Here is a 19,307-nt window from a genome sequence, read left to right on the forward strand (position 1 = left end):
GCCCGCGTCGTGCGCGGCCGTGCGGCCCGCGTCCCTCCACATCGCCCCACCCGGGTGCCGCGTCAGGGCCGCAGGGGAGCGCCGGTGGCGTCCGAGCACCCGTGGCGGGGTCGTATTGCCTGGGTTGGCCCCGGTTCGTCCGGCGTCCCGATCGCGCGCGACGCGCCGCGGCGCCACCGGGCGCGTCCGGGCCCTCCACTTCACTCCACGTGTCTGACCTGCGTGAACGCGGATCGAACGGGTGAACTTCCGGCATTCAAAAGATGCGGGTGGAGGGAAGTGGAGTACCGTGGAGGCACGTGGTGAGGGCTGGGGGGAGCTGGTCCGCACCGCTGCGGAGCGAGGGTCGGTGAGGCCCTCGCGCCGGGGTGGTCGACCGGTCGGGGCGCACGGGAGGGGAGTGAGGTGTCGTATGAGTCGTCCGGCGCCTTCGGCTCCTTCGCGCCCTTCCTCGGGACGTACACGCCGCGCCTGGACGACAAGGGGCGGCTCATCCTCCCGGCGAAGTTCCGGCCCCAGCTCGCCGGTGGGCTCGTGATGACGCGCGGGCAGGAGCGCTGCCTCTTCGTGCTCCCGATGGACGAGTTCCGCCGGATGCACGACCAGCTGCGCACCGCGCCCGTCACGAGCAAGCAGGCCCGCGACTACCTGCGCGTCTTCCTGTCCGGTGCGAGCGACGAGCAGCCCGACAAGCAGGGGCGCATCTCGATCCCGCCGATGCTCCGGACGTACGCCGGGCTCGACCGGGACGTGGCCGTGATCGGCACCGGCACCCGCGTCGAGATCTGGGACCTCCAGGCGTGGGAGACGTACCTGGCGGAGCAGGAGGCCGGGTACGCCGACACCACCGAGGAGGTCTTCCCGAACGGCCCCTTCTGACGAGCAGCACCCGCCCGAGACCGCCCGACGACCGCTCCGCCCGACGAGACCTCCTCCCGTCCGCTCTGACGCCACTTCCCCGGCGCCAGAGGGTCGGTGGGGGATCTGGCCGGACGGAGGAGGGACCGTCCGGCCATCCACGGGCACGACCGGCACCACCACACCGAGCACCGCACGCACCGCGACCCGCACGAGCGGACGGCCGCGGCGAGACCAGCAGGGGAGGGCAGATGGACGAGCAGCACGACGCCGCGACCCGGCACACGCCGGTGCTCCTGCAGCGGTGCCTCGACCTGCTCGCGCCCGCGCTCGCCGCCCCCGGTGCCGTGATGGTCGACTCGACGCTCGGCATGGGCGGGCACACCGAAGGCGTGCTGCGCGCGTTCGACCACGTGCGCGTCGTCGGGATCGACCGCGACCCGCAGGCGCTCGCGTTGGCCTCGGCGCGGCTCGCGCCGTTCGGTGACCGGTTCACGGGCGTGCACGCCGTGTACGACGAGATCCGCGACGTCCTCGACGACCTCGGCATCCCGGCGGTCCAGGGCGTCCTCATGGACCTCGGCGTGTCGTCGCTGCAGCTCGACGAGGTCGAGCGCGGCTTCGCGTACGCGCACGACGCACCGCTCGACATGCGCATGGACCCGACCACCGGCCCGACCGCGGCCGACGTCCTCAACACCTACGACGAGCGGGCGATCGCCCGGGTGCTGCGCGAGTACGGCGAGGAGCGCTTCGCCGCGCGCATCGCGCGCGGCGTCGTGCGGCGCCGCGAGCAGCGGCCGCTCACGCGGACCTCGGAGCTGGTCGACGTCGTCCGCGCGGGCGTGCCGGCGGCCACCCGGCGCACGGGCGGCCACCCCGCCAAGCGCACGTTCCAGGCGCTGCGCATCGAGGTCAACGGCGAGCTGGCGGCCCTCGAGCGCGCGCTGCCCGCGTCGGTCGAGGCGCTCGCGGTCGGCGGGCGGATCGTCGTCGAGTCGTACCAGTCGCTCGAGGACCGCCTCGTCAAGCGCACGCTCGCCGCGGGCGCGACGTCGAGCGCACCGCCCGACCTCCCGGTCGAGCCCGCGACGCACGCGCCCTACCTGCGGCTCCTCACCCGGGGCGCCGAGGAGGCCGACCCCGACGAGCTCGCGCGCAACCCGCGCGCGCAGTCCGTCCGCCTGCGAGCCGCCGAGCGGCTGCGTCCCACCCCCGACCACCTGCGCACCCCGAGGAGAGCCGCATGAGCGCCCTGCCCCTGGCCGCCGCCCGCACCGGTGCCGCGCGGGCCTACCCGCAGCCGGCACGCCCGGCCCCGGCGCCCCGCCCGCGGCTGCGCGTCGTCCGCGCGCCCGCGCAGTCCCGGTCCCGCGTGCCGTTCGTGCTCGCCTGCATGGCCGTGCTGGGCGGTGCGCTGCTCGCCGCCCTGCTGCTCAACACGCAGGTCGCGTCGCTCGCGTTCGAGCGGTACGAGCTGTCCAACGAGCTCGGGCGGCTGCGGCAGGACCGCATGGACCTCGTCGCGCAGCTCGACGCGAAGTCGTCGCCGACGCAGCTCGCCGAGGCGGCGCGCGCGCTCGGCATGGTGGAGGCCAACGGCACGGGGTGGCTGCGGCTCGCGGACGGCAGCGTCCAGGGAGCCCCCGCCCCCGCGGCCGGATGAGCACCCAGGCGCCCGGCGGTGCGTCGCGGGTGCGTCGCGCGCCGCACGCGCGCTCGGGGGCAGCCGCCCCGCGCGCCGCTGCGGATCGTCGCGCGTCGCGTGGCACCGTGGGCGGCGTGAGCGAGCGCACGGGCACCGTCCCGCGTCGTCGGCCCGGCGCGGGCGGCCCGACGCGTGACCGCGTCGCCGCGCGCCCGGCGACGGGCGCCGTCCGCGCGGGCCGACGCCTGCCCGCGGGCGACGCCGCGCCGCGCACCGTCGTGGCGTCGCGCGGGCGCATGGTCGCGCTGGTGGTCACGCTCGCGCTCGTGCTGTCGGTGTTCGTCGGCCGGCTGGTCTACGTGCAGGGCGTCGCCGGTCCCGAGATCGCGGCGCAGGCGCGCGCGGCGCGCATGACGCAGGTCTCCACGCTGGGCGCGCGCGGCGAGATCACGGACGCCGACGGCGTCGTGCTCGCGTCGTCCGTCGAGCGGTACCGCGTCGTCGTCAACCAGAACCAGGTCGCGGCGTACAAGGGGCGCGGGTCGGCCGACGCGCTGAGCGGGGCCGCGGGCGTCGCGTCGCAGCTCGCGCCGCTGCTCGGCACGAGCCCGGCCGAGCTCGGCGGGCGGCTCGTGGGGGACCGCGGCTACGTCGTCGTCGCCAAGGACGTGCTCCCGGAGGTCGCACGCGAGATCCGGGCCCTGCGGCTCGACGGCATCGTGGTCGAGCGCGTCGCGGACCGTGTGTACCCGAAGGGCGCGGTGGGCGGCAACATCGTCGGCTTCGTCAACTCCGAGGGCGTCGGGCTGCAGGGGCTCGAGTACGCGCTGGACGGCGAGCTGCAGGGCACCGCCGGCCAGGAGAGCTACGAGCGCGGGCGCGGCGGGCAGCCCCTGCCCGGCGGTGCCGGCGAGCAGACCCCCGCGCGCGACGGCCGGTCGGTGCGGCTCACGCTCGACCTCGACCTGCAGTGGAAGGCCGAGGAGGCGCTGCGCAACCAGGTCGCGGCGACGGGTGCCGAGGCCGGGACCGTCGTCGTGATGACGAAGGACGGGCGCGTGCTCGCGCTCGCCGACTCCACGGCGTTCGACCCGAACGCACCGGGCGACGCCGCGGCCGACGCGCTGTCGCGCAGCGTGTCCGACGCGTTCGAGCCCGGCTCCACGAGCAAGGTCGTGACGATGGCGGCGGCGCTCGAGGAGGGCGTCGTGCAGCCGACCGAGCGGTTCCAGGTCGCGGACCGGTGGCAGACCCCCCAGGGGGAGACGATCAAGGACTCGCACGACCACCCCGTGCTCAAGCTCACGGCCACGGGGATCTTCGCGGAGTCCTCCAACGTCGGCACGGTCGAGTTCGGCCAGCGGCTCTCGAAGCAGCAGCGGTACGACTACATGGCCAAGTTCGGGTTCGGGCAGCGCACCGGGATCGAGATGCCCGGCGAGACGCCGGGCAGCCTGCGCACGCCCGACAAGTGGCAGGGCCGCGACGAGTACGCCGTCATGTTCGGGCAGGCCGTGTCGGTCAACGCCCTGCAGGCCGCGAGCGTCTTCGCGACGATCGCCAACGGTGGCGTGCGCGTGGCGCCGCACATGGTCGCGGGGTACACCGACGCCGACGGCACCTACGTCGCGAAGGACGCCCCCGAGGCCACGCGCGTCGTCTCCGAGCAGACCGCCGCGAGCGTGCTGTCGATGATGGAGAGCGTCGTCGACGACGGCACGGGCACCAACGCGGCCATCCCCGGCTACCGTGTCGCCGGCAAGACCGGCACCGCGCAGCGCTTCAACCCGAGCGGCTACACGTCGTCGTTCATCGGGGTCGCCCCGGCCGACGACCCGCAGATCGTGACGGCGGTCATCCTGCACAACCCCCGCACGTCGACGTACGGCGGCACGGTCGCCGCGCCCGTGTTCGCGGACGTCACGGGATACGCGCTGCAGCAGCTGGGGATCGCGCCCTCGGGGGCCGCTCCGACGCTGTACCCGGCGACGTGGGAGTGACCGACCGGGGTAGATTCCTCCCCATGACGTCCCCCCTGGGCCGGCTGCGCCCTGAGCACCCGCCGGCCCGCAGGGTCGACGACCTCGTCGCGGCGTTCGCGCTGCGGACCACCGGCCCCGACGCCGCCGGGACCACCTTCACGGGTGTGTCCATGGCGAGCGGCGACGTGGCGCCGGGCGACCTCTTCGTCGCGGTGCCGGGCCTGAAGGTCCACGGCGCACGGTTCGCGGCCGACGCGGTCGCGCGCGGGGCCGTGGCCGTGCTGACCGACGACGAGGGCGCCGCGCTCGTGCCCGCCGGCACGCCGGTGCTCCTCGCCGACGACCCCCGGCTGCTGGCCGGGCCGGTGGCCGCGTGGGCGCTGGGCGACCCCGGCGAGCGCCTCGTGACCGTCGGCGTCACCGGCTCGAACGGCAAGACCACGACGACGTACTTCGTCGACGCCGCGCTGCGGGCCGTGCACGAGCGCACCGCCGTGCTGGGCACGGTCGAGCTGCGGATCGGCGACGACGCGGTCGAGAGCCCGCGCACGACCGTCGAGGCGCCCGTCCTGCAGTCGCTGCTCGCGCTCGCGCGCGAACGCGGCGCGACGGCGCTGACGACCGAGGTCTCGTCGCACGCGCTCGCCCTGGGGCGCGTGCTCGGCACGCGGTTCGACGTCGTGGGCTTCACGAACCTGCAGCGCGACCACCTCGACTTCCACGGCGACATGGAGGGGTACTTCCGCGCGAAGTCGCGGCTGTTCTCGCCCGAGCAGGCGCGCCGCGGCGTCGTCGTCGTGGACGACGTGTGGGGCCAGCGTCTCGCCGAGGAGGCGCCGATCCCGGTCGAGAGCGTCGCGACGCGCGCGGGCAGCCCGGTGTGCGCGGGCGCCGACTGGGTCGTGGTCGACGCCGACGTGGGCCTCGACGGCGTGGGCTCGCGGTTCTCGCTGCGCGGGCCCGACGGCCGCGTGCACGAGGCGCACAGCCCGCTGCCGGGTCTCGTCAACGTGTCGAACGCCGCCCTGGCGGTCGTGCTCGCGCACGCCGCGGGCGTGCCGCTGGGCGCCGCGATCGACGCGGTCGGGCGCGCGCACGCGATCCCGGGACGCATGGAGCGCGTCGTCGAGCGCGGCGACGGCTGGCCGCTGTGCCTCGTCGACTACGCGCACACGCCCGACGCGCTCACGCTCGCGCTCGAGGCGGTGCGCCCGATCACGCCGGGCCGGCTCGTGCTGGTCTACGGGTCCGACGGCGACCGCGACCGCGGCAAGCGCCCGATCATGGGCCAGGTCGGCGCCCGGCTGGCCGACGTGCTCGTGGTCACCGACGAGAACCCGCGCTCGGAGGACCCCGCGTCCATCCGGGCCGCCATCCTCGAGGGCGTGCGCGACGTGCGCCCCGACCTGGCCGACGTGCACGAGGCGACCAGCCGCGCGCAGGCCATCCGCGACGCCCTTCGTCTGGCTGGTCCGGACGACACCGTGATCGTCACGGGCAAGGGCCACGAGCCGACCCAGGAGATCGCCGGGGTGTTCCACCGCTACAACGACCGTGACGTGTTCCTCGCCGCCCGCGCCGAGCGCCGGGAGCAGCACGCGTGATCGCCCTCACCGCCGCGGAGATCGCGGCCGCGACCGGCGGCACGCTCGCCGGCGTCCCCGCGCACCAGGTCGTCACCGGCCCGGTCGTCGTCGACTCGCGCGAGGCGCTGACCGGCGGCCTGTTCGTCGCGCTGCCCGGCGAGCACGTCGACGGGCACGACTACGCGCCCGCGGCCGTCGAGGCCGGCGCCGCGCTGGTGCTCGCCGCGCGCGCCCTCGACGGCGTCCCGTGCGTCGTGGTGCCCGACGTCGAGCGCGCGCTGGGCGACCTGGCCCGCGACGTGCTCGTGCGCCTGCGCGAGGCCGCGGCGGCCCCCGGCGGCAGCGGCCTGCGCGTGCTGGGCGTCACCGGCTCGGTCGGCAAGACCACGACCAAGGACCTGCTCGCGCAGCTGTGCGGCGCGGCGGGCCCCACGGTCGCCCCCGTGCGGTCGTTCAACAACGAGATCGGGCTGCCGCTCACGGTGCTGCGCGCCGACGAGGCCACGCGGTTCCTCGTGCTGGAGATGGGCGCGAGCGGCCCCGGCCACCTCACGTACCTCACCGACGTCGCACCCCCCGACGTCGCCGCGGTCCTGCTGGTGGGCCACGCCCACCTGGGCGGCTTCGGCGGCACGGTCGAGGACGTCGCGCGCGCCAAGGCGGAGATCGTCGCGGGGCTCGTGCCCGACGGCACGGCCGTGCTCAACGCCGACGACCACCGCGTGCGCGCGATGGCAGCGCAGGCGCCCGGCCCGGTCGTGCTGTTCGGCGTCGCGCCCGACGCGCAGGTGCGCGCGGCGGACGTGCGTCTCGACGGGCTCGGGCGCGCGTCGTTCACGCTCGTGCACGCCGTGGACGGCGCGACCCACGAGCGCCGCGTGGAGCTGCGGCTCGTGGGGGAGCACCACGTGCACAACGCGCTCGCTGCCGCCGCGTGCGCGCTCGCGGTCGGCCTCGACCTGGACGACGTCGTCGCGGGCCTGTCCGCGGCCGACGCGCTGTCGCCGCACCGCATGCACGTCGTGGACCGCCCCGACGGCGTGACCGTGGTCGACGACTCGTACAACGCCAACCCGGACTCGATGCGCGCCGCGCTCAAGGCGCTCGCGGTCATCGCCGGGCGCGAGCGTCGCTCGGTCGCGGTGCTCGGCGAGATGCTCGAGCTGGGCGACGAGCACCGCACGGCGCACGACGCGATCGGGCGGCTCGTGGTGCGCCTCAACATCGGGCTCACGGTCGTCGTCGGCGAGGGCGCGCGTGCGATCCGCGACGGGGCCAACCACGAGGGGTCGTGGGGCGACGAGGTCGTGCTGGTCGACGACGTCGACGCCGCGGCCGCGTTCCTCGCGGACGAGCTCCGCGCGGGCGACGTCGTGCTCGTGAAGTCGTCGTACGGCGCCGGCCTGTGGCGCCTCGGCGACGTGCTGACGGGGGCCGACGCATGAGGGCAGTCCTGATCTCGGGCGGCATCTCGATGCTGCTGGCGCTGCTCGGCACGCCCCTGTTCATCCGGTTCCTCGTGCGGCGCCAGTACGGCCAGTTCATCCGGCAGGACGGCCCGACCGCGCACTTCACCAAGCGCGGCACGCCCACGATGGGCGGCGTCGTCATCATCGGCGCGACGCTCGTCGGCTGGGCGCTCGGCCTGCTGCTGACGGGGACCCGCCCGAGTGCGTCGGCGCTGCTCGCGCTGTTCCTCATGACCGGGCTGGGCGTCGTCGGCTTCCTCGACGACTTCATCAAGATCTCCCGGCAACGGTCCCTCGGGCTGTCGCCGCTGTGGAAGATCGTGGGCCAGGGCGTCGTGGGCGTCGTGTTCTCGGTGCTCGCGCTGCAGTTCCCCAACGGGCAGTTCCGCACGCCCGCCTCGACGCGCATCTCGTTCATCCGTGACACGAACCTCGACCTCGCGTTCGCGGGCGTCACGGTCGGCCTCGTGCTGTTCGTGGTCTGGGCCAACTTCCTCATCACCGCCTGGTCCAACGCGGTGAACCTCACCGACGGCCTCGACGGGCTCGCGACCGGTGTGTCCCTCATCGTGTTCGGTGCGTACGTGCTGGTGGGCGTCTGGCAGTTCAACCAGAGCTGCCAGGCGATCCTGTCCGCCGGGCCACGGTGCTACGAGACCCGCGACCCGCTCGACCTCGCGGTGGTCGCCGCGGCCATCACGGGTGCGCTGTTCGGCTTCCTGTGGTGGAACGCCAGCCCCGCGAAGATCTTCATGGGCGACACCGGCTCGCTCGCGCTGGGCGGTGCGCTCGCGGCGCTCACGATCCTCACGCGCACCGAGATCCTCGGCGCGATCATCGGCGGGCTCTTCGTGCTCATCGTGCTGTCGGACGTCATCCAGATCGGGTTCTTCAAGATGACCGGCAAGCGGGTGTTCAAGATGGCACCGCTGCACCACCACTTCGAGCTGTCGGGGTGGGGCGAGGTGACGATCGTCATCCGGTTCTGGATCATCGCCGGGCTGTTCGTGGCGCTCGGCGTCGGGATCTTCTACGCGGAGTGGGTGGCGCAGTAGGTGGACGCACGTTTCGACGGTCGCACGGTGCTCGTCGCGGGCCTGGGGGTCTCGGGCCGCGCCGCGGCCCAGGTGCTGGCCGACCGCGGCGCCCGGGTCGTGACGTACGACGACCGCGCGCCGGAGGCGGACGCGCACGACGTCGCGGTCCTGGTCGCCGACGGTCTCGCCGGCGCGGACCTCGTCGTCGCGTCGCCGGGCCTGCCGCCGCACCACGCCCTGCTGGTCGCGGCGCGCGAGCGCGACGTGCCCGTCTGGAGCGAGGTCGAGCTCGCGTGGCACGTCCGCGTGCCGCGCGACGGCGGCGACGGCCCCGCGCCGTGGCTCGCCGTCACGGGGACGAACGGCAAGACGACGACCGTCGGGATGCTCGAGTCGATCCTGCGCGCCGCCGGTCGGCGCACGCTCGCGGTGGGCAACGTCGGCACGCCGGTCGTGCTCGCGGCCGTCGACCCCGCGCTCGACGTGCTCGCGGTCGAGCTGTCGAGCTTCCAGCTGCACCACACGTCCTCGATGTCGGCGCAGGCCGCGGCGGTGCTGAACGTCGCCCCCGACCACCTCGACTGGCACGGGTCGCTCGAGGCGTACGCGGCGGACAAGGGCCGCATCTACGAGCACGCGCAGGTCGCGTGCGTCTACGACGCGAACCAGCCCGTGACCGAGCGGCTCGTGCGCGACGCGGACGTCGTCGACGGCTGCGTCGCCGTCGGTTTCACGCTCGGCACGCCCGCCGTGGGGCAGGTGGGGCTGGTCGACGACGTGCTCGTCGACCGGGGCTTCGCGCGGCTGCGGCACACGCACGCGGCCGAGCTCGGCACGCTCGCGGACCTGGCGCAGCTCGCCGGGCCGGGCGGCGTCGTGCCGCCGCACGTCGTGCGCAACGCCCTCGCGGCGGCCGCGCTCGCGCTCGCGCACGGCGTCGAGCCCGCGCACGTGCGGGACGGGCTGCGGGCGTTCGCGCCCGGGGCGCACCGCATCGTGACGGTCGGCCGCGTCGACGACGTCGCGTACGTCGACGACTCGAAGGCGACCAACGCGCACGCCGCGTCGGCCTCGCTCGCGGCCTTCGAGCCCGGGTCGGTCGTGTGGGTCGCGGGCGGCCTCGCCAAGGGCGCGGAGTTCGACGACCTCGTGCGCGAGCGGCGCGACCGGCTGCGCGGCGTCGTGCTCGTCGGCGTGGACCGTGCGCCGCTGCGCGACGCGCTCGCCCGACACGCGCCCGACGTCCCGGTCTTCGAGGTGGACGCCGGTGACACTGAACCGGTGATGGACCGCGCCGTGACCGCCGCGCGCCGGCTCGCCGCCGGTGCGCCGGAGGGCGTGCCCGTGACCGTGCTGCTGGCACCGGCCTGCGCGTCGATGGACCAGTTCGCCTCGTACGCCGCGCGTGGCGACGCGTTCGCCGCGGCCGTCCACCGCCTCGGGGGCGACGACGCCGGGCAGGAGCGGCGCGCGGACGGCGCGCCGTGACGCCCGGCCCCGACGCGCGCCCGCGCAGCGCACCGACCCGCGCGGTCACGCCGCCCGGCGGCACGCCCGAGGTGCGCGAGCCCGCGTTCCTCGGCACCTGGAACTCCGCCGTGACGAGCTACTACGTGCTGCTCGGGGCGACGCTGCTGCTCGTCGCGATCGGGCTGGTCATGGTGCTGTCGAGCTCGAGCGTCGAGTCGCTCGCGGCCGGGAAGTCGCCGTACGCGGTGTTCTTCAGCCAGGCGCAGTACGCGCTCATGGGGCTGCCCGTGCTCCTCGTGCTGTCGCGGGTGCCCGTGCGTCTCATGCGGGCGGCGGCGTGGCCGCTGCTGGGGTTCGCCGTGGTGTTCCAGCTGCTGGTGTTCACGCCGCTCGGGTGCGGTGCGGGCGGCAACCGCAACTGGGTGTGCGTGCCGGGCTTCACGGCGCAGCCCTCGGAGGCGGTCAAGCTCGCGCTCGTGGTGTGGCTCGCGGCGGTGCTCTCGCGCAAGCTGCGGCTGCTGCACGAGTGGCAGCACGCGCTGGTGCCCGCCGTCCCGGTGGCGGGCGTCGCGATCGGCGTGGTGCTCCTCGGGCACGACCTGGGCACCGCGATGGTGATGGTGCTGCTCGTGGCGGGGGCGATGTTCGTCGCGGGCGTGCCCCTGCGGATCTTCGCGGTCGCCGGCGCGGTGGCCGCGGCGGGCGTCGCGGCGCTCGCGATCGGCAGCGAGAACCGAATGGCGCGCATCATGTCGTGGCTGTCGGCGGACTGCGACGTGCAGAACGAGTGCTACCAGACGCTGCACGCGGGCTACGGCCTGGCGACGGGCGGCTGGAGCGGCGTCGGCCTCGGGCAGAGCGCCGAGAAGTGGTCCTACCTGCCGGCCGCCCACAACGACTTCATCTTCGCGATCCTCGGCGAGGAGCTCGGCATGGTCGGCACGCTGCTCGTGCTGGCGCTGTTCGCGCTGCTCGCGTTCGCGATGGTCCGCATCATGCGCCGTCACCCCGACCCCTTCGTGAAGATCGCCACCGCGGCCGCCTTCGCGTGGATCGTCGGGCAGGCGCTCGTCAACATCGCCGTCGTCATCGGACTGGCCCCCGTCATCGGGGTGCCGCTGCCGCTCGTCTCCGCCGGAGGTTCCGCACTCATCATGACCATGGCCGCCCTGGGCATGCTGCTCTCGTTCGCCCGCTCCGAGCCGGGCGCCGCCGAGGCGCTCGCCGCCCGACCCTCGGTCGTGCGGCGTTCGCTCGCGGTGATCGGGCGGACCCGTGGCTGACGCGCCGGGCGTCCTGCTCGCGGGCGGCGGCACCGCGGGGCACGTCAACCCGCTGCTCGCGGTCGCCGACGAGCTGCGCCGTCGGCACCCGCACGGGCGGATCGCGGTGCTCGGCACGGCCGAGGGACTGGAGTCCCGGCTCGTGCCCGAGCACGGCTACGACCTGCACGTCGTGCCGCGCGTGCCGCTGCCGCGCCGTCCCACGCCCGACTGGCTGCGGCTGCCCGGGCGGCTGCGCGCCGCGGTGCGTGCCGCGCAGGACGCGATCGACGCGGTCGACGCGCACGTGGTCGTCGGGTTCGGCGGGTACGTCGCGACGCCCGCGTACCTCGCGGCGCGCCGGCGCGGGATCCCCGTCGTCGTGCAGGAGCAGAACGCCCGCGCGGGCCTCGCGAACCGGCTGGGTGCGCGCTGGGCGGCCGCGGTCGCCGTGACGTTCGAGGGCACCGCGCTCCCGGGTGCGCAGGTGACCGGCCTGCCGCTGCGCACCGCGGTGCAGGACCTGCTCGCGGCCCGCGCCGTCGACGCGGCCGCGACGCGCCGCGAGGGTGCCGCGGCGCTCGGGCTCGACCCCGAGCTGCCGACGCTGCTGGTCACCGGGGGCTCGCTGGGCGCGGTGAGCGTGAACCGCGCCGTGGCCGGTGCGGCCGCCGACCTGCTCGCGACGGGTGCGCAGGTGCTGCACCTGACGGGCCGCGGCAAGGCTGACGAGGTGCGCGCGGCGCTCGAGGGCGTGCCGGGCGCCGAGCGCTACCACGTGGTGGAGTACCTCACGGCCATGGACCGCGCGCTCGCGGTCGCGGACGTCGTCGTCGGCCGCGCGGGCGCCGGCACGGTCTGCGAGCTCGCCGCGCTCGGGATCCCGGCGGTCTACGTGCCCCTGCCGTTCGGCAACGGCGAGCAGCGGCTCAACGCGGCGGGCGTCGTCGCCGCGGGCGGCGGGGTCCTCGTGGACGACGCCGACCTCACGCCGGCGTGGGTCCGCGCCCACGTCCCGGTGCTGCTGGGCTCGGGGGACGCGGCGCAGACCCGCGCGCGCATGGGCGCGGCGGCCGCCGCGGTCGGCGTCCGCGACGCCGCCGCGCGCGTCGCGGACCTGGTCGACGCGCAGCTGCCCGCGCACCTGCGGGCCACGGCACCGGCGGCCGCCGGGCGCCGCGCGCACGTCCCCGCCGTCGCGGACCCGGGGGAGCGCGGGCCGGTGGCGCTGGCCGACCTCGGCCGTGTGCACCTCGTCGGCGTGGGCGGTGCGGGGATGTCGGCGGTCGCGCCGCTGCTCGCGGCGCGCGGCCTGCGGGTCAGCGGGTCCGACGCGCACGACGGCCCGGCGCTCGCGCCGCTGCGGGCCGCGGGCGTGACGGTGCACGTGGGGCACGACGCCGCGCACGTCGAGGACGTCGACACGCTCGTGGTCTCGTCGGCGGTGCGCGACACCAACCCCGAGGTCGCCCGGGCGCGCGAGCGCGGCGTCCCGGTGCTGCACCGGTCCGAGGCGTTGGCCGCGCTCATGGCGGACCGCGACGCGGTCGCCGTCGCGGGCGCGCACGGCAAGACGACGACGTCGGGCATGGTGGCCGCGGCGCTCGTGCACGCGGGCGCCGACCCGTCGTTCGCGATCGGCGGGGTCGTGCGCTCGACCGCGGGCACGCTCGGCGGTGCGCGGCACGGCGAGGGGCCGTTCGTCGCCGAGGCCGACGAGTCCGACGGCTCGTTCCTCGCCTACGAGCCGCTCGTCGCGGTCGTGACGAACGTCGAGCCCGACCACCTGGACCACTACGGCACGCAGGAACGCTTCGAGGCCGCGTTCGAGCGGTTCGCCGACCGCGTGCGCGACGGCGGGCTGCTCGTCGCGTGCGCGGACGACGCGGGATCGGCGCGCCTCGTGGCCGCCGCGCGCGACCGGCTCGCGACGCGCGGTGTCGAGGTGCGCACGTACGGCGCGGCCCCGGACGCGGACGTGCGCGTCGGCGAGAGCACGGCGACCGACGACGGCCGGTGGCGCGTCGAGCTGACGCCGCGCGACGAGTCGCCGGTGGTGCTGCACCTGCGCGTGGCCGGTGCGCACATGGCGCTCGACGCGGCCGCGGCCTGGTGCGCGCTGCGTCGGCTGGGCGTCCCGGGCGAGGAGGCCGCGGCCGGGCTCGGCGACTTCGTCGGGACGGGTCGCCGCTTCGAGGACCGCGGCAGCGCGGACGGCGTGCGCGTGGTCGACGACTACGCGCACCACCCGACCGAGGTCGCGGCGCTGCTGCGGACCGCGCGCCAGGTCGCGGGCGAGGGGCGCGTCGTGGTGCTGTTCCAGCCGCACCTGTTCTCCCGCACGCGCACGTTCGCGCGCGAGTTCGGCGCGGCGTTCGACCTCGCCGACGCGGTGGTCGTGACCGACGTGTACGCGGCGCGTGAGGACCCGGACCCCGAGGTGACGGGTGCGCTCGTCGTCGCGCACGTGCCGACGCCCGGCAAGGCCGTGTTCGTGCCGGGCCGGGAGGACGCCGCGCGGGCCGCGGCCGCGCTCGCGCGCCCCGGCGACCTGCTGCTGACGGTCGGGGCTGGTGACGTGACCGACCTGGGCCCGGTCGTGCTGGCGGAGCTGGCGGCCCGCGCCGAGGTCGCGGGCGCGGAGGCGACGCCGGCCGACGGTGGTGCCGCGGGTGGTGCCCGGCCGTGAGCCCGCAGCGCCCGCCGGCACCGCGACGCCCGGCGGCGTCGCGGCCGGCGGCGCCCCGGCGTCCGGTCGCACGCCCCGGTCCTGGGCCGACCGCCGAGCCCTCGCCGTCCGGCGACGAGCCCGACACGACGCCGACCCGCGCGGCGCGTCCGGTCGCGCGCCCGGGGCTCGCCGACGGCCCGGCGGGAGCCGGCGGGTCGGGGCGCGCGGCGAGCGGTCCCGGGTCGCGTCCGGCACGGGCTGCCGACGCGACGCCGCGCGAGGGTGCGCGGGGTGCGGCGCGGGCGACGTCGGGTGCGACGCCGACGGTGCCGTCGACGGGGCGACGCGGACCGTCACGACGTACACGACGGGTCGGTTCTCCGGGCCCGTGCGACCGGCCGTGGTGTCCACCACGTCCCAGGAGCGGTTCGCCGAGCGCGCGCGGGCGCGCCGGCACCTCGCGCGCCGGCAGCTGCTGCTCACGGCCGGGGGCGTCCTGGGTGCGGGGAGTCTGGCTTGGCTGCTGCTGCTGTCGCCGGTGCTCGCGCTCGACCCGCAGAAGGTCGAGGTCACGGGGCCGGGACGGTCGTGGCGGTCGACCAGGTGCTCGCGGTGGTCGCGGAGCGCGCGGGGACGCCGCTGCCGCGGCTCGACACCGTGGGTCTGCGCGACGCGGTGCTCGACGTGCCGGGGGTGCGCGAGGCGCGCGTGGTGCGCGAGTGGCCGGACGGGCTCGCCGTCCAGCTGGTGTCCCGCGAGCCGGTCGCCGCGGTGCCCGAGCCCGACGGCGGGGGCGTCGTCCTGCTCGACGAGCAGGGCGTGCAGGTCGGTCGCGCCGACGCCCCGCCGGAGGGGTTGCCCACGGTCGACGTGCCGGTCGGCGACGAGCGCACGCTGACGGCCGTCCTGCGGGTGCTCGAGCAGCTGCCGCCCGACCTGCTGGCGCAGGTCGGGTCGGTGGCGGCCCGGACGCAGGACACCGTGACGATGCAGCTGCGCGACGGTCCCCAGGTCGACTGGGGGAGCGCGGACGAGACGCCGTTGAAGATCGCGGTGCTGCAGGCGTTGCGTGCGGCGCCGCAGGCGGCCGGTGCGTCGGTCCTCGACGTGTCCGCACCGCGCCTGCCGATCACCCGGTGACGGGGTCGACGCCGCCGATGGCGGCGAGGATCGCCGACACGCGCGCGGTGGTCGTTGAACGACGGGGAGCGGCGACCTAGCGTCACGTCCCGACAACACACCTGACATAACTCTCACCCTCAACCTGAGGGTGAAGGTTCATCGCACCAGTCCCGCGCGCCGGGGCGAGCACCAGCGGCCCAGCACGCCGCGACCCGCGAACGAGAGGCACCCACCGTGGCAGCTCCGCAGAACTACCTGGCGGTCATCAAGGTCGTCGGCATCGGCGGGGGCGGCGTCAACGCCGTGAACCGCATGATCGAGGTCGGCCTCAAGGGTGTCGAGTTCATCGCCGTCAACACCGACGCCCAGGCCCTGCTCATGTCCGACGCCGACGTCAAGCTCGACGTCGGCCGCGAGCTCACGCGCGGGCTCGGCGCGGGCGCCGACCCCGAGGTCGGCAAGAAGGCCGCCGAGGACCACGCGGAGGAGATCGAGGACGTCCTGCGCGGCGCCGACATGGTCTTCGTCACCGCGGGCGAGGGCGGCGGCACCGGCACGGGCGGTGCGCCCGTCGTCGCGCGCATCGCGCGCTCGCTCGGCGCGCTGACGATCGGTGTCGTCACGCGGCCGTTCACCTTCGAGGGCCGCCGCCGCTCGGTCCAGGCCGACGCGGGCATCGACGCGCTGCGCGCCGAGGTCGACACCCTCATCGTCATCCCGAACGACCGGCTGCTGTCGATCTCCGACCGCAACGTCTCGGTGCTCGACGCGTTCCACTCCGCCGACCAGGTGCTGCTGTCCGGCGTCCAGGGGATCACCGACCTCATCACGACCCCCGGCCTCATCAACCTCGACTTCGCCGACGTCAAGTCCGTCATGCAGGGCGCCGGGTCCGCCCTCATGGGCATCGGGTACGCGCGCGGCGAGGACCGCGCCGTGCAGGCCGCCGAGATGGCGATCTCCTCGCCGCTGCTCGAGGCGAGCATCGACGGGGCGCACGGCGTCCTGCTGTCGATCCAGGGCGGCTCCGACCTCGGGCTGTTCGAGATCAACGAGGCCGCGCGCCTCGTCCAGGAGGCGGCGCACGCCGAGGCGAACATCATCTTCGGCGCGGTCATCGACGACGCGCTCGGCGACGAGGTGCGCGTGACCGTCATCGCCGCCGGGTTCGACGGCGGTGGTCCGGTGCAGCGCCGCGACGGCCGCGCGCTCGGCCAGGTGAGCGGGTCGACGGCCCGCCAGGTCCCCGCGGTCGCGCCCGTCACGACCCTGCCGGGTGCGTCGGCCGTGCCGACGCCGCGCCCCGTGCAGGTCGCGGACGAGGACCTCGTGCCCGTGGGCTCGTCCGCGGCGACGGGGGCCTCGCCGCAGCAGGAGGTGCCCGCGTTCCTGTCGACCGAGGCCGAGCCGCGTCCGGTCACCGGTGCGCTCGAGGTGCCGCGGGTCCTCGCCGAGGAGCCGCCGGCCCGTCGTGAGCGCGACGACCTCGACGTGCCCGACTTCCTCAAGTAGGGGCGGTCGTGCCGGGCGCGCCCGCACCGGCGGACGACGTCGAGCTCGCCGTCGTCCCGCTCGGGGCGGGTGTCCTCGCGGGGTTCACGTCGCGGGCGGGCGGCGCCAGCGCCGGACCGTGGGCGGGGCTCAACCTCGGGTCTGCCGTCGGCGACGACCCGCGGGTCGTCGCCCGCAACCGGCACGCCGTCGCGCAGCGCCTCGGTGCGCCGCTCGTGCTCGCGACCCAGGTGCACGGCGCCGACGTCGTCCGTGTCGGCCCCGGGGGACTCGACCCCGAGGTCCGCGCCGACGCGCTCGTGACCACGGCGACCGGGGTCGCGCTCGGGGTCTACGTGGCCGACTGCGCGCCCGTGCTGCTCGCGGACCCCGTGGCGCGCGTCGTCGCGGCGGTGCACGCGGGTCGCCCGGGGCTCGTGGCCGGCGTCCTGCAGGCCGCGGTCGCGGAGATGGTCGCGCTGGGCGCCGACCCCGGCCGCACCCGCGCGGCCGTCGGGCCCTGCATCGCGGCCGCCTCCTACGAGGTCCCCGCGGCGATGCGGGACGCCGTCGCGGCCCGGGTCCCCGCGGCCGCGGGCGTGACGGCGGCGGGCACCCCCGCGGTCGACCTCGCGGCGGGCGTGGTCGCGGTCCTCGCGGCGTGCGGCGTCGGCGACGTCCACGTGGACGGCCGCGACACCTACGGCGACGCGGCGCTCTACTCGCACCGCCGCTCCGTCCACGAGCGCGCCCCGGCGACGGGGCGCTTCGCGGGCGTCGTCCGGCTCGTGGACCCGGCCGCGGCGCCGTGACGTGGCACAGGTCACGGCCGGTGCGCCCGACTCCCGACACGCCCGCGTGTCGCCGAGCCGCGTGCGGTCCGCGTTGCTAGCGTGACCAGCGCAGGGACGTCCGGCACCGGTCCGACGGTGACGGGGCGTGCGGGGGCGCGGGAGTCGGGGAGACCTGGCGGATGGGAGACGACGCGATGGCCGGAGCGCTGCGCAAGACGATGCTGTACCTCGGCCTGGCCGACGACCGGTCCGACCACGAGGAGTACCTCGAGGAGTACGAGGAGACGGAGACCGCCGTGCCCGAGGAGACGTACGAGGCGCAGGTGACGCCGCTGCACCGCACGCCGCGCGTGCAGGCCGCGCCCGCCCCGCGCGAGTCCGGCGACCTGCGACGCATCACGACGATCCACCCGCGCTCGTACAACGACGCGCGCAAGATCGGCGAGGCGTTCCGCGAGGGCACGCCCGTGATCATGAACCTCACCGACATGGACGACGCGGACGCCAAGCGCCTCGTCGACTTCTCGGCCGGGCTGATCTTCGGCCTGCACGGAGCCATCGAGCGGGTCACCGCCAAGGTGTTCCTGCTCTCGCCCGCGCACGTCGAGCTCGCGGGCGACACCGCGGCGCCCGAGCCGCCGGCGCGCGCCGGCTTCTACAACCAGAGCTGACGCGTGCGCATCTTCGCGAACCTGCTCTACCTGGTCGTCCTCGTCTTCTTCCTGCTGCTGCTCGTGCGGCTCGTCCTGGACTGGGTCCAGGTGTTCGCGCGCGAGTGGCGGCCGACCGGCTTCGTGCTGGTCGTCGCCGAGGTCGCCTACAGCGTGACCGACCCGCCGCTGCGCGCGCTGCGACGCGTGCTGCCCCCGATCGGCATCGGCTCGGTGCGTCTGGACCTCGCGTTCCTGGTGCTCGCGCTGGGCTGCACGTTCCTGATGTCGCTGCTCGCGAGCGTGTGAGCAGCCGAACGACACCGCGGCGGACCCGCCGTGATGCACGCCGGGCGACCCGCGTCGCCCGTGCCCCGGGGGGCGTGCACCGCCCCGAAACTCCGCTACCGTGGCCCGAGGTGGTCGGTGGACTGACTGCCGCCGACCGGACCCAGTACGACCGACAGAGGTGACGACGATGGCACTGCTCACCGCAGACGACGTCCTGAACAAGAAGTTCCAGGCGACCAAGTTCCGTGAGGGCTACGACCAGGACGAGGTCGACGACTTCCTGGACGAGGTCGTCAACACCCTGCGCGACCTGCAGGGCGAGAACGACGACCTCAAGACGAAGCTCGCGGCCGCCGAGCGGCGCATCGCCGAGCTGAGCCGTGCCGGGGCCCAGCAGTCCGCGCCGGCGCCCAAGCCGGAGCCGACGCCCGAGCCCACTCCCGCCCCGGCGCCCGCGCCGGTGCAGCCCGCGCCCGTGCCGGCCCTGGCGCAGCCGCCGGTGGCGGCCACGTCGGCGCCCGCGCCGGGTCGCAGCAGCGAGCCGGAGTCCGCGACGGGCATGCTCGCGCTGGCCCAGAAGCTGCACGACGACTACGTCCGCAGCGGCCAGGAGGAGTCGGACCGGCTCATCAACGAGGCCAAGACCCGCGCGACCCGCATCGTGCGGGAGGCCGAGGAGACGTCGCAGCGCACGCTCGGCCAGCTAGAGCAGGAGCGGTCGCTCCTCGAGCGCAAGATCGACGAGCTGCGCGTCTTCGAGCGCGACTACCGCACGCGTCTGAAGAGCTACCTCGAGAACCTGCTGGGCGACCTCGAGAACCGCGGCAACGCGCTGCCCCCGCGCTCCGGCCAGGGTCAGCCGGTCGCGGAGACGCAGAGCATCTGACGTACCACGACGCCGCCGGGGGAGGTGCCACCCCCGGCGGCGTCGGCGTACCCCGGGACGGCCGGGGCGGTGTGGTCGCGCGACCACACC

At 75.8% G+C, this 19,307-nt stretch carries 16 protein-coding genes; all 16 read left to right on the plus strand.

All coding sequences use genetic code 11. From position 1 onward, the window contains the following. Positions 1 to 405 precede the first annotated feature (405 nt). Positions 406 to 879 (plus strand): division/cell wall cluster transcriptional repressor MraZ, encoded by a 474-nt coding sequence (gene mraZ / locus GY42_RS02855; RefSeq protein ID WP_046528177.1) that lies wholly within the window; start codon positions 406 to 408, stop codon positions 877 to 879. A 230-nt stretch (positions 880 to 1,109) separates the two neighbouring features. Further along, complete coding sequence (rsmH, locus tag GY42_RS02860) at positions 1,110 to 2,108, plus strand: 16S rRNA (cytosine(1402)-N(4))-methyltransferase RsmH (protein WP_046528178.1); 999 nt, start codon at positions 1,110 to 1,112, stop codon at positions 2,106 to 2,108. Then, positions 2,105 to 2,524 (plus strand): hypothetical protein, encoded by a 420-nt coding sequence (locus tag GY42_RS02865; RefSeq protein ID WP_046528179.1) that lies wholly within the window; start codon positions 2,105 to 2,107, stop codon positions 2,522 to 2,524. The genes rsmH and GY42_RS02865 overlap by 4 nt, the downstream gene beginning before the upstream one ends. A 116-nt stretch (positions 2,525 to 2,640) precedes the next feature. Further along, on the plus strand, positions 2,641 to 4,506 hold the full coding sequence (locus GY42_RS02870; protein WP_236686696.1) for a peptidoglycan D,D-transpeptidase FtsI family protein: 1,866 nt from the start codon (positions 2,641 to 2,643) through the stop codon (positions 4,504 to 4,506). A gap of 23 nt (positions 4,507 to 4,529) precedes the next feature. Next, complete coding sequence (locus GY42_RS02875; RefSeq protein WP_052748183.1) at positions 4,530 to 6,092, plus strand: UDP-N-acetylmuramoyl-L-alanyl-D-glutamate--2,6-diaminopimelate ligase; 1,563 nt, start codon at positions 4,530 to 4,532, stop codon at positions 6,090 to 6,092. Next, the gene (locus GY42_RS02880) at positions 6,089 to 7,519 is read left to right on the plus strand and encodes a UDP-N-acetylmuramoyl-tripeptide--D-alanyl-D-alanine ligase (protein WP_046528180.1); all 1,431 of its coding nucleotides are present in this window, start codon (positions 6,089 to 6,091) and stop codon (positions 7,517 to 7,519) included. Before GY42_RS02875 ends, GY42_RS02880 begins: the two co-directional genes overlap by 4 nt. Continuing rightward, positions 7,516 to 8,598: a phospho-N-acetylmuramoyl-pentapeptide-transferase gene (gene mraY, locus GY42_RS02885; RefSeq protein WP_046528181.1), complete on the plus strand. Its 1,083-nt coding sequence runs from the start codon at positions 7,516 to 7,518 to the stop codon at positions 8,596 to 8,598. The genes GY42_RS02880 and mraY overlap by 4 nt, the downstream gene beginning before the upstream one ends. Continuing rightward, entirely contained in the window at positions 8,599 to 10,068 is a 1,470-nt protein-coding gene (murD, locus tag GY42_RS02890) for a UDP-N-acetylmuramoyl-L-alanine--D-glutamate ligase (RefSeq protein ID WP_046528182.1), read from the plus strand. Then, a complete protein-coding gene (gene ftsW, locus GY42_RS02895) occupies positions 10,065 to 11,333 on the plus strand; it encodes a putative lipid II flippase FtsW (protein WP_082131333.1) in 1,269 nt (422 codons plus the stop codon). The genes murD and ftsW overlap by 4 nt, the downstream gene beginning before the upstream one ends. Continuing rightward, a complete protein-coding gene (gene murC / locus GY42_RS20090; protein WP_046528183.1) occupies positions 11,326 to 14,001 on the plus strand; it encodes a UDP-N-acetylmuramate--L-alanine ligase in 2,676 nt (891 codons plus the stop codon). The genes ftsW and murC overlap by 8 nt, the downstream gene beginning before the upstream one ends. Positions 14,002 to 14,571: 570 nt before the next feature. Next, positions 14,572 to 15,123, plus strand: a complete 552-nt coding sequence (locus GY42_RS02905; RefSeq protein ID WP_236686697.1) for a cell division protein FtsQ/DivIB — start codon at positions 14,572 to 14,574, stop codon at positions 15,121 to 15,123. A 216-nt stretch (positions 15,124 to 15,339) separates the two neighbouring features. Next, entirely contained in the window at positions 15,340 to 16,617 is a 1,278-nt protein-coding gene (ftsZ, locus tag GY42_RS02910; protein ID WP_046528184.1) for a cell division protein FtsZ, read from the plus strand. A gap of 8 nt (positions 16,618 to 16,625) precedes the next feature. Then, entirely contained in the window at positions 16,626 to 17,408 is a 783-nt protein-coding gene (locus GY42_RS02915) for a polyphenol oxidase family protein (protein ID WP_046528185.1), read from the plus strand. Positions 17,409 to 17,584: 176 nt separating this feature from the next. Then, positions 17,585 to 18,061, plus strand: a complete 477-nt coding sequence (locus tag GY42_RS02920; protein WP_046528186.1) for a cell division protein SepF — start codon at positions 17,585 to 17,587, stop codon at positions 18,059 to 18,061. 3 nt (positions 18,062 to 18,064) lie between these two features. Then, complete coding sequence (locus tag GY42_RS02925; RefSeq protein WP_046528187.1) at positions 18,065 to 18,349, plus strand: YggT family protein; 285 nt, start codon at positions 18,065 to 18,067, stop codon at positions 18,347 to 18,349. Positions 18,350 to 18,518: 169 nt separating this feature from the next. Next, complete coding sequence (locus tag GY42_RS02930; protein WP_046528188.1) at positions 18,519 to 19,217, plus strand: DivIVA domain-containing protein; 699 nt, start codon at positions 18,519 to 18,521, stop codon at positions 19,215 to 19,217. The last annotated feature ends 90 nt before the right edge of the window (positions 19,218 to 19,307 follow it).

The sequence above is a fragment of the Cellulomonas sp. FA1 genome (assembly GCF_000986825.1).
Taxonomy (GTDB): domain Bacteria; phylum Actinomycetota; class Actinomycetes; order Actinomycetales; family Cellulomonadaceae; genus Cellulomonas; species Cellulomonas iranensis.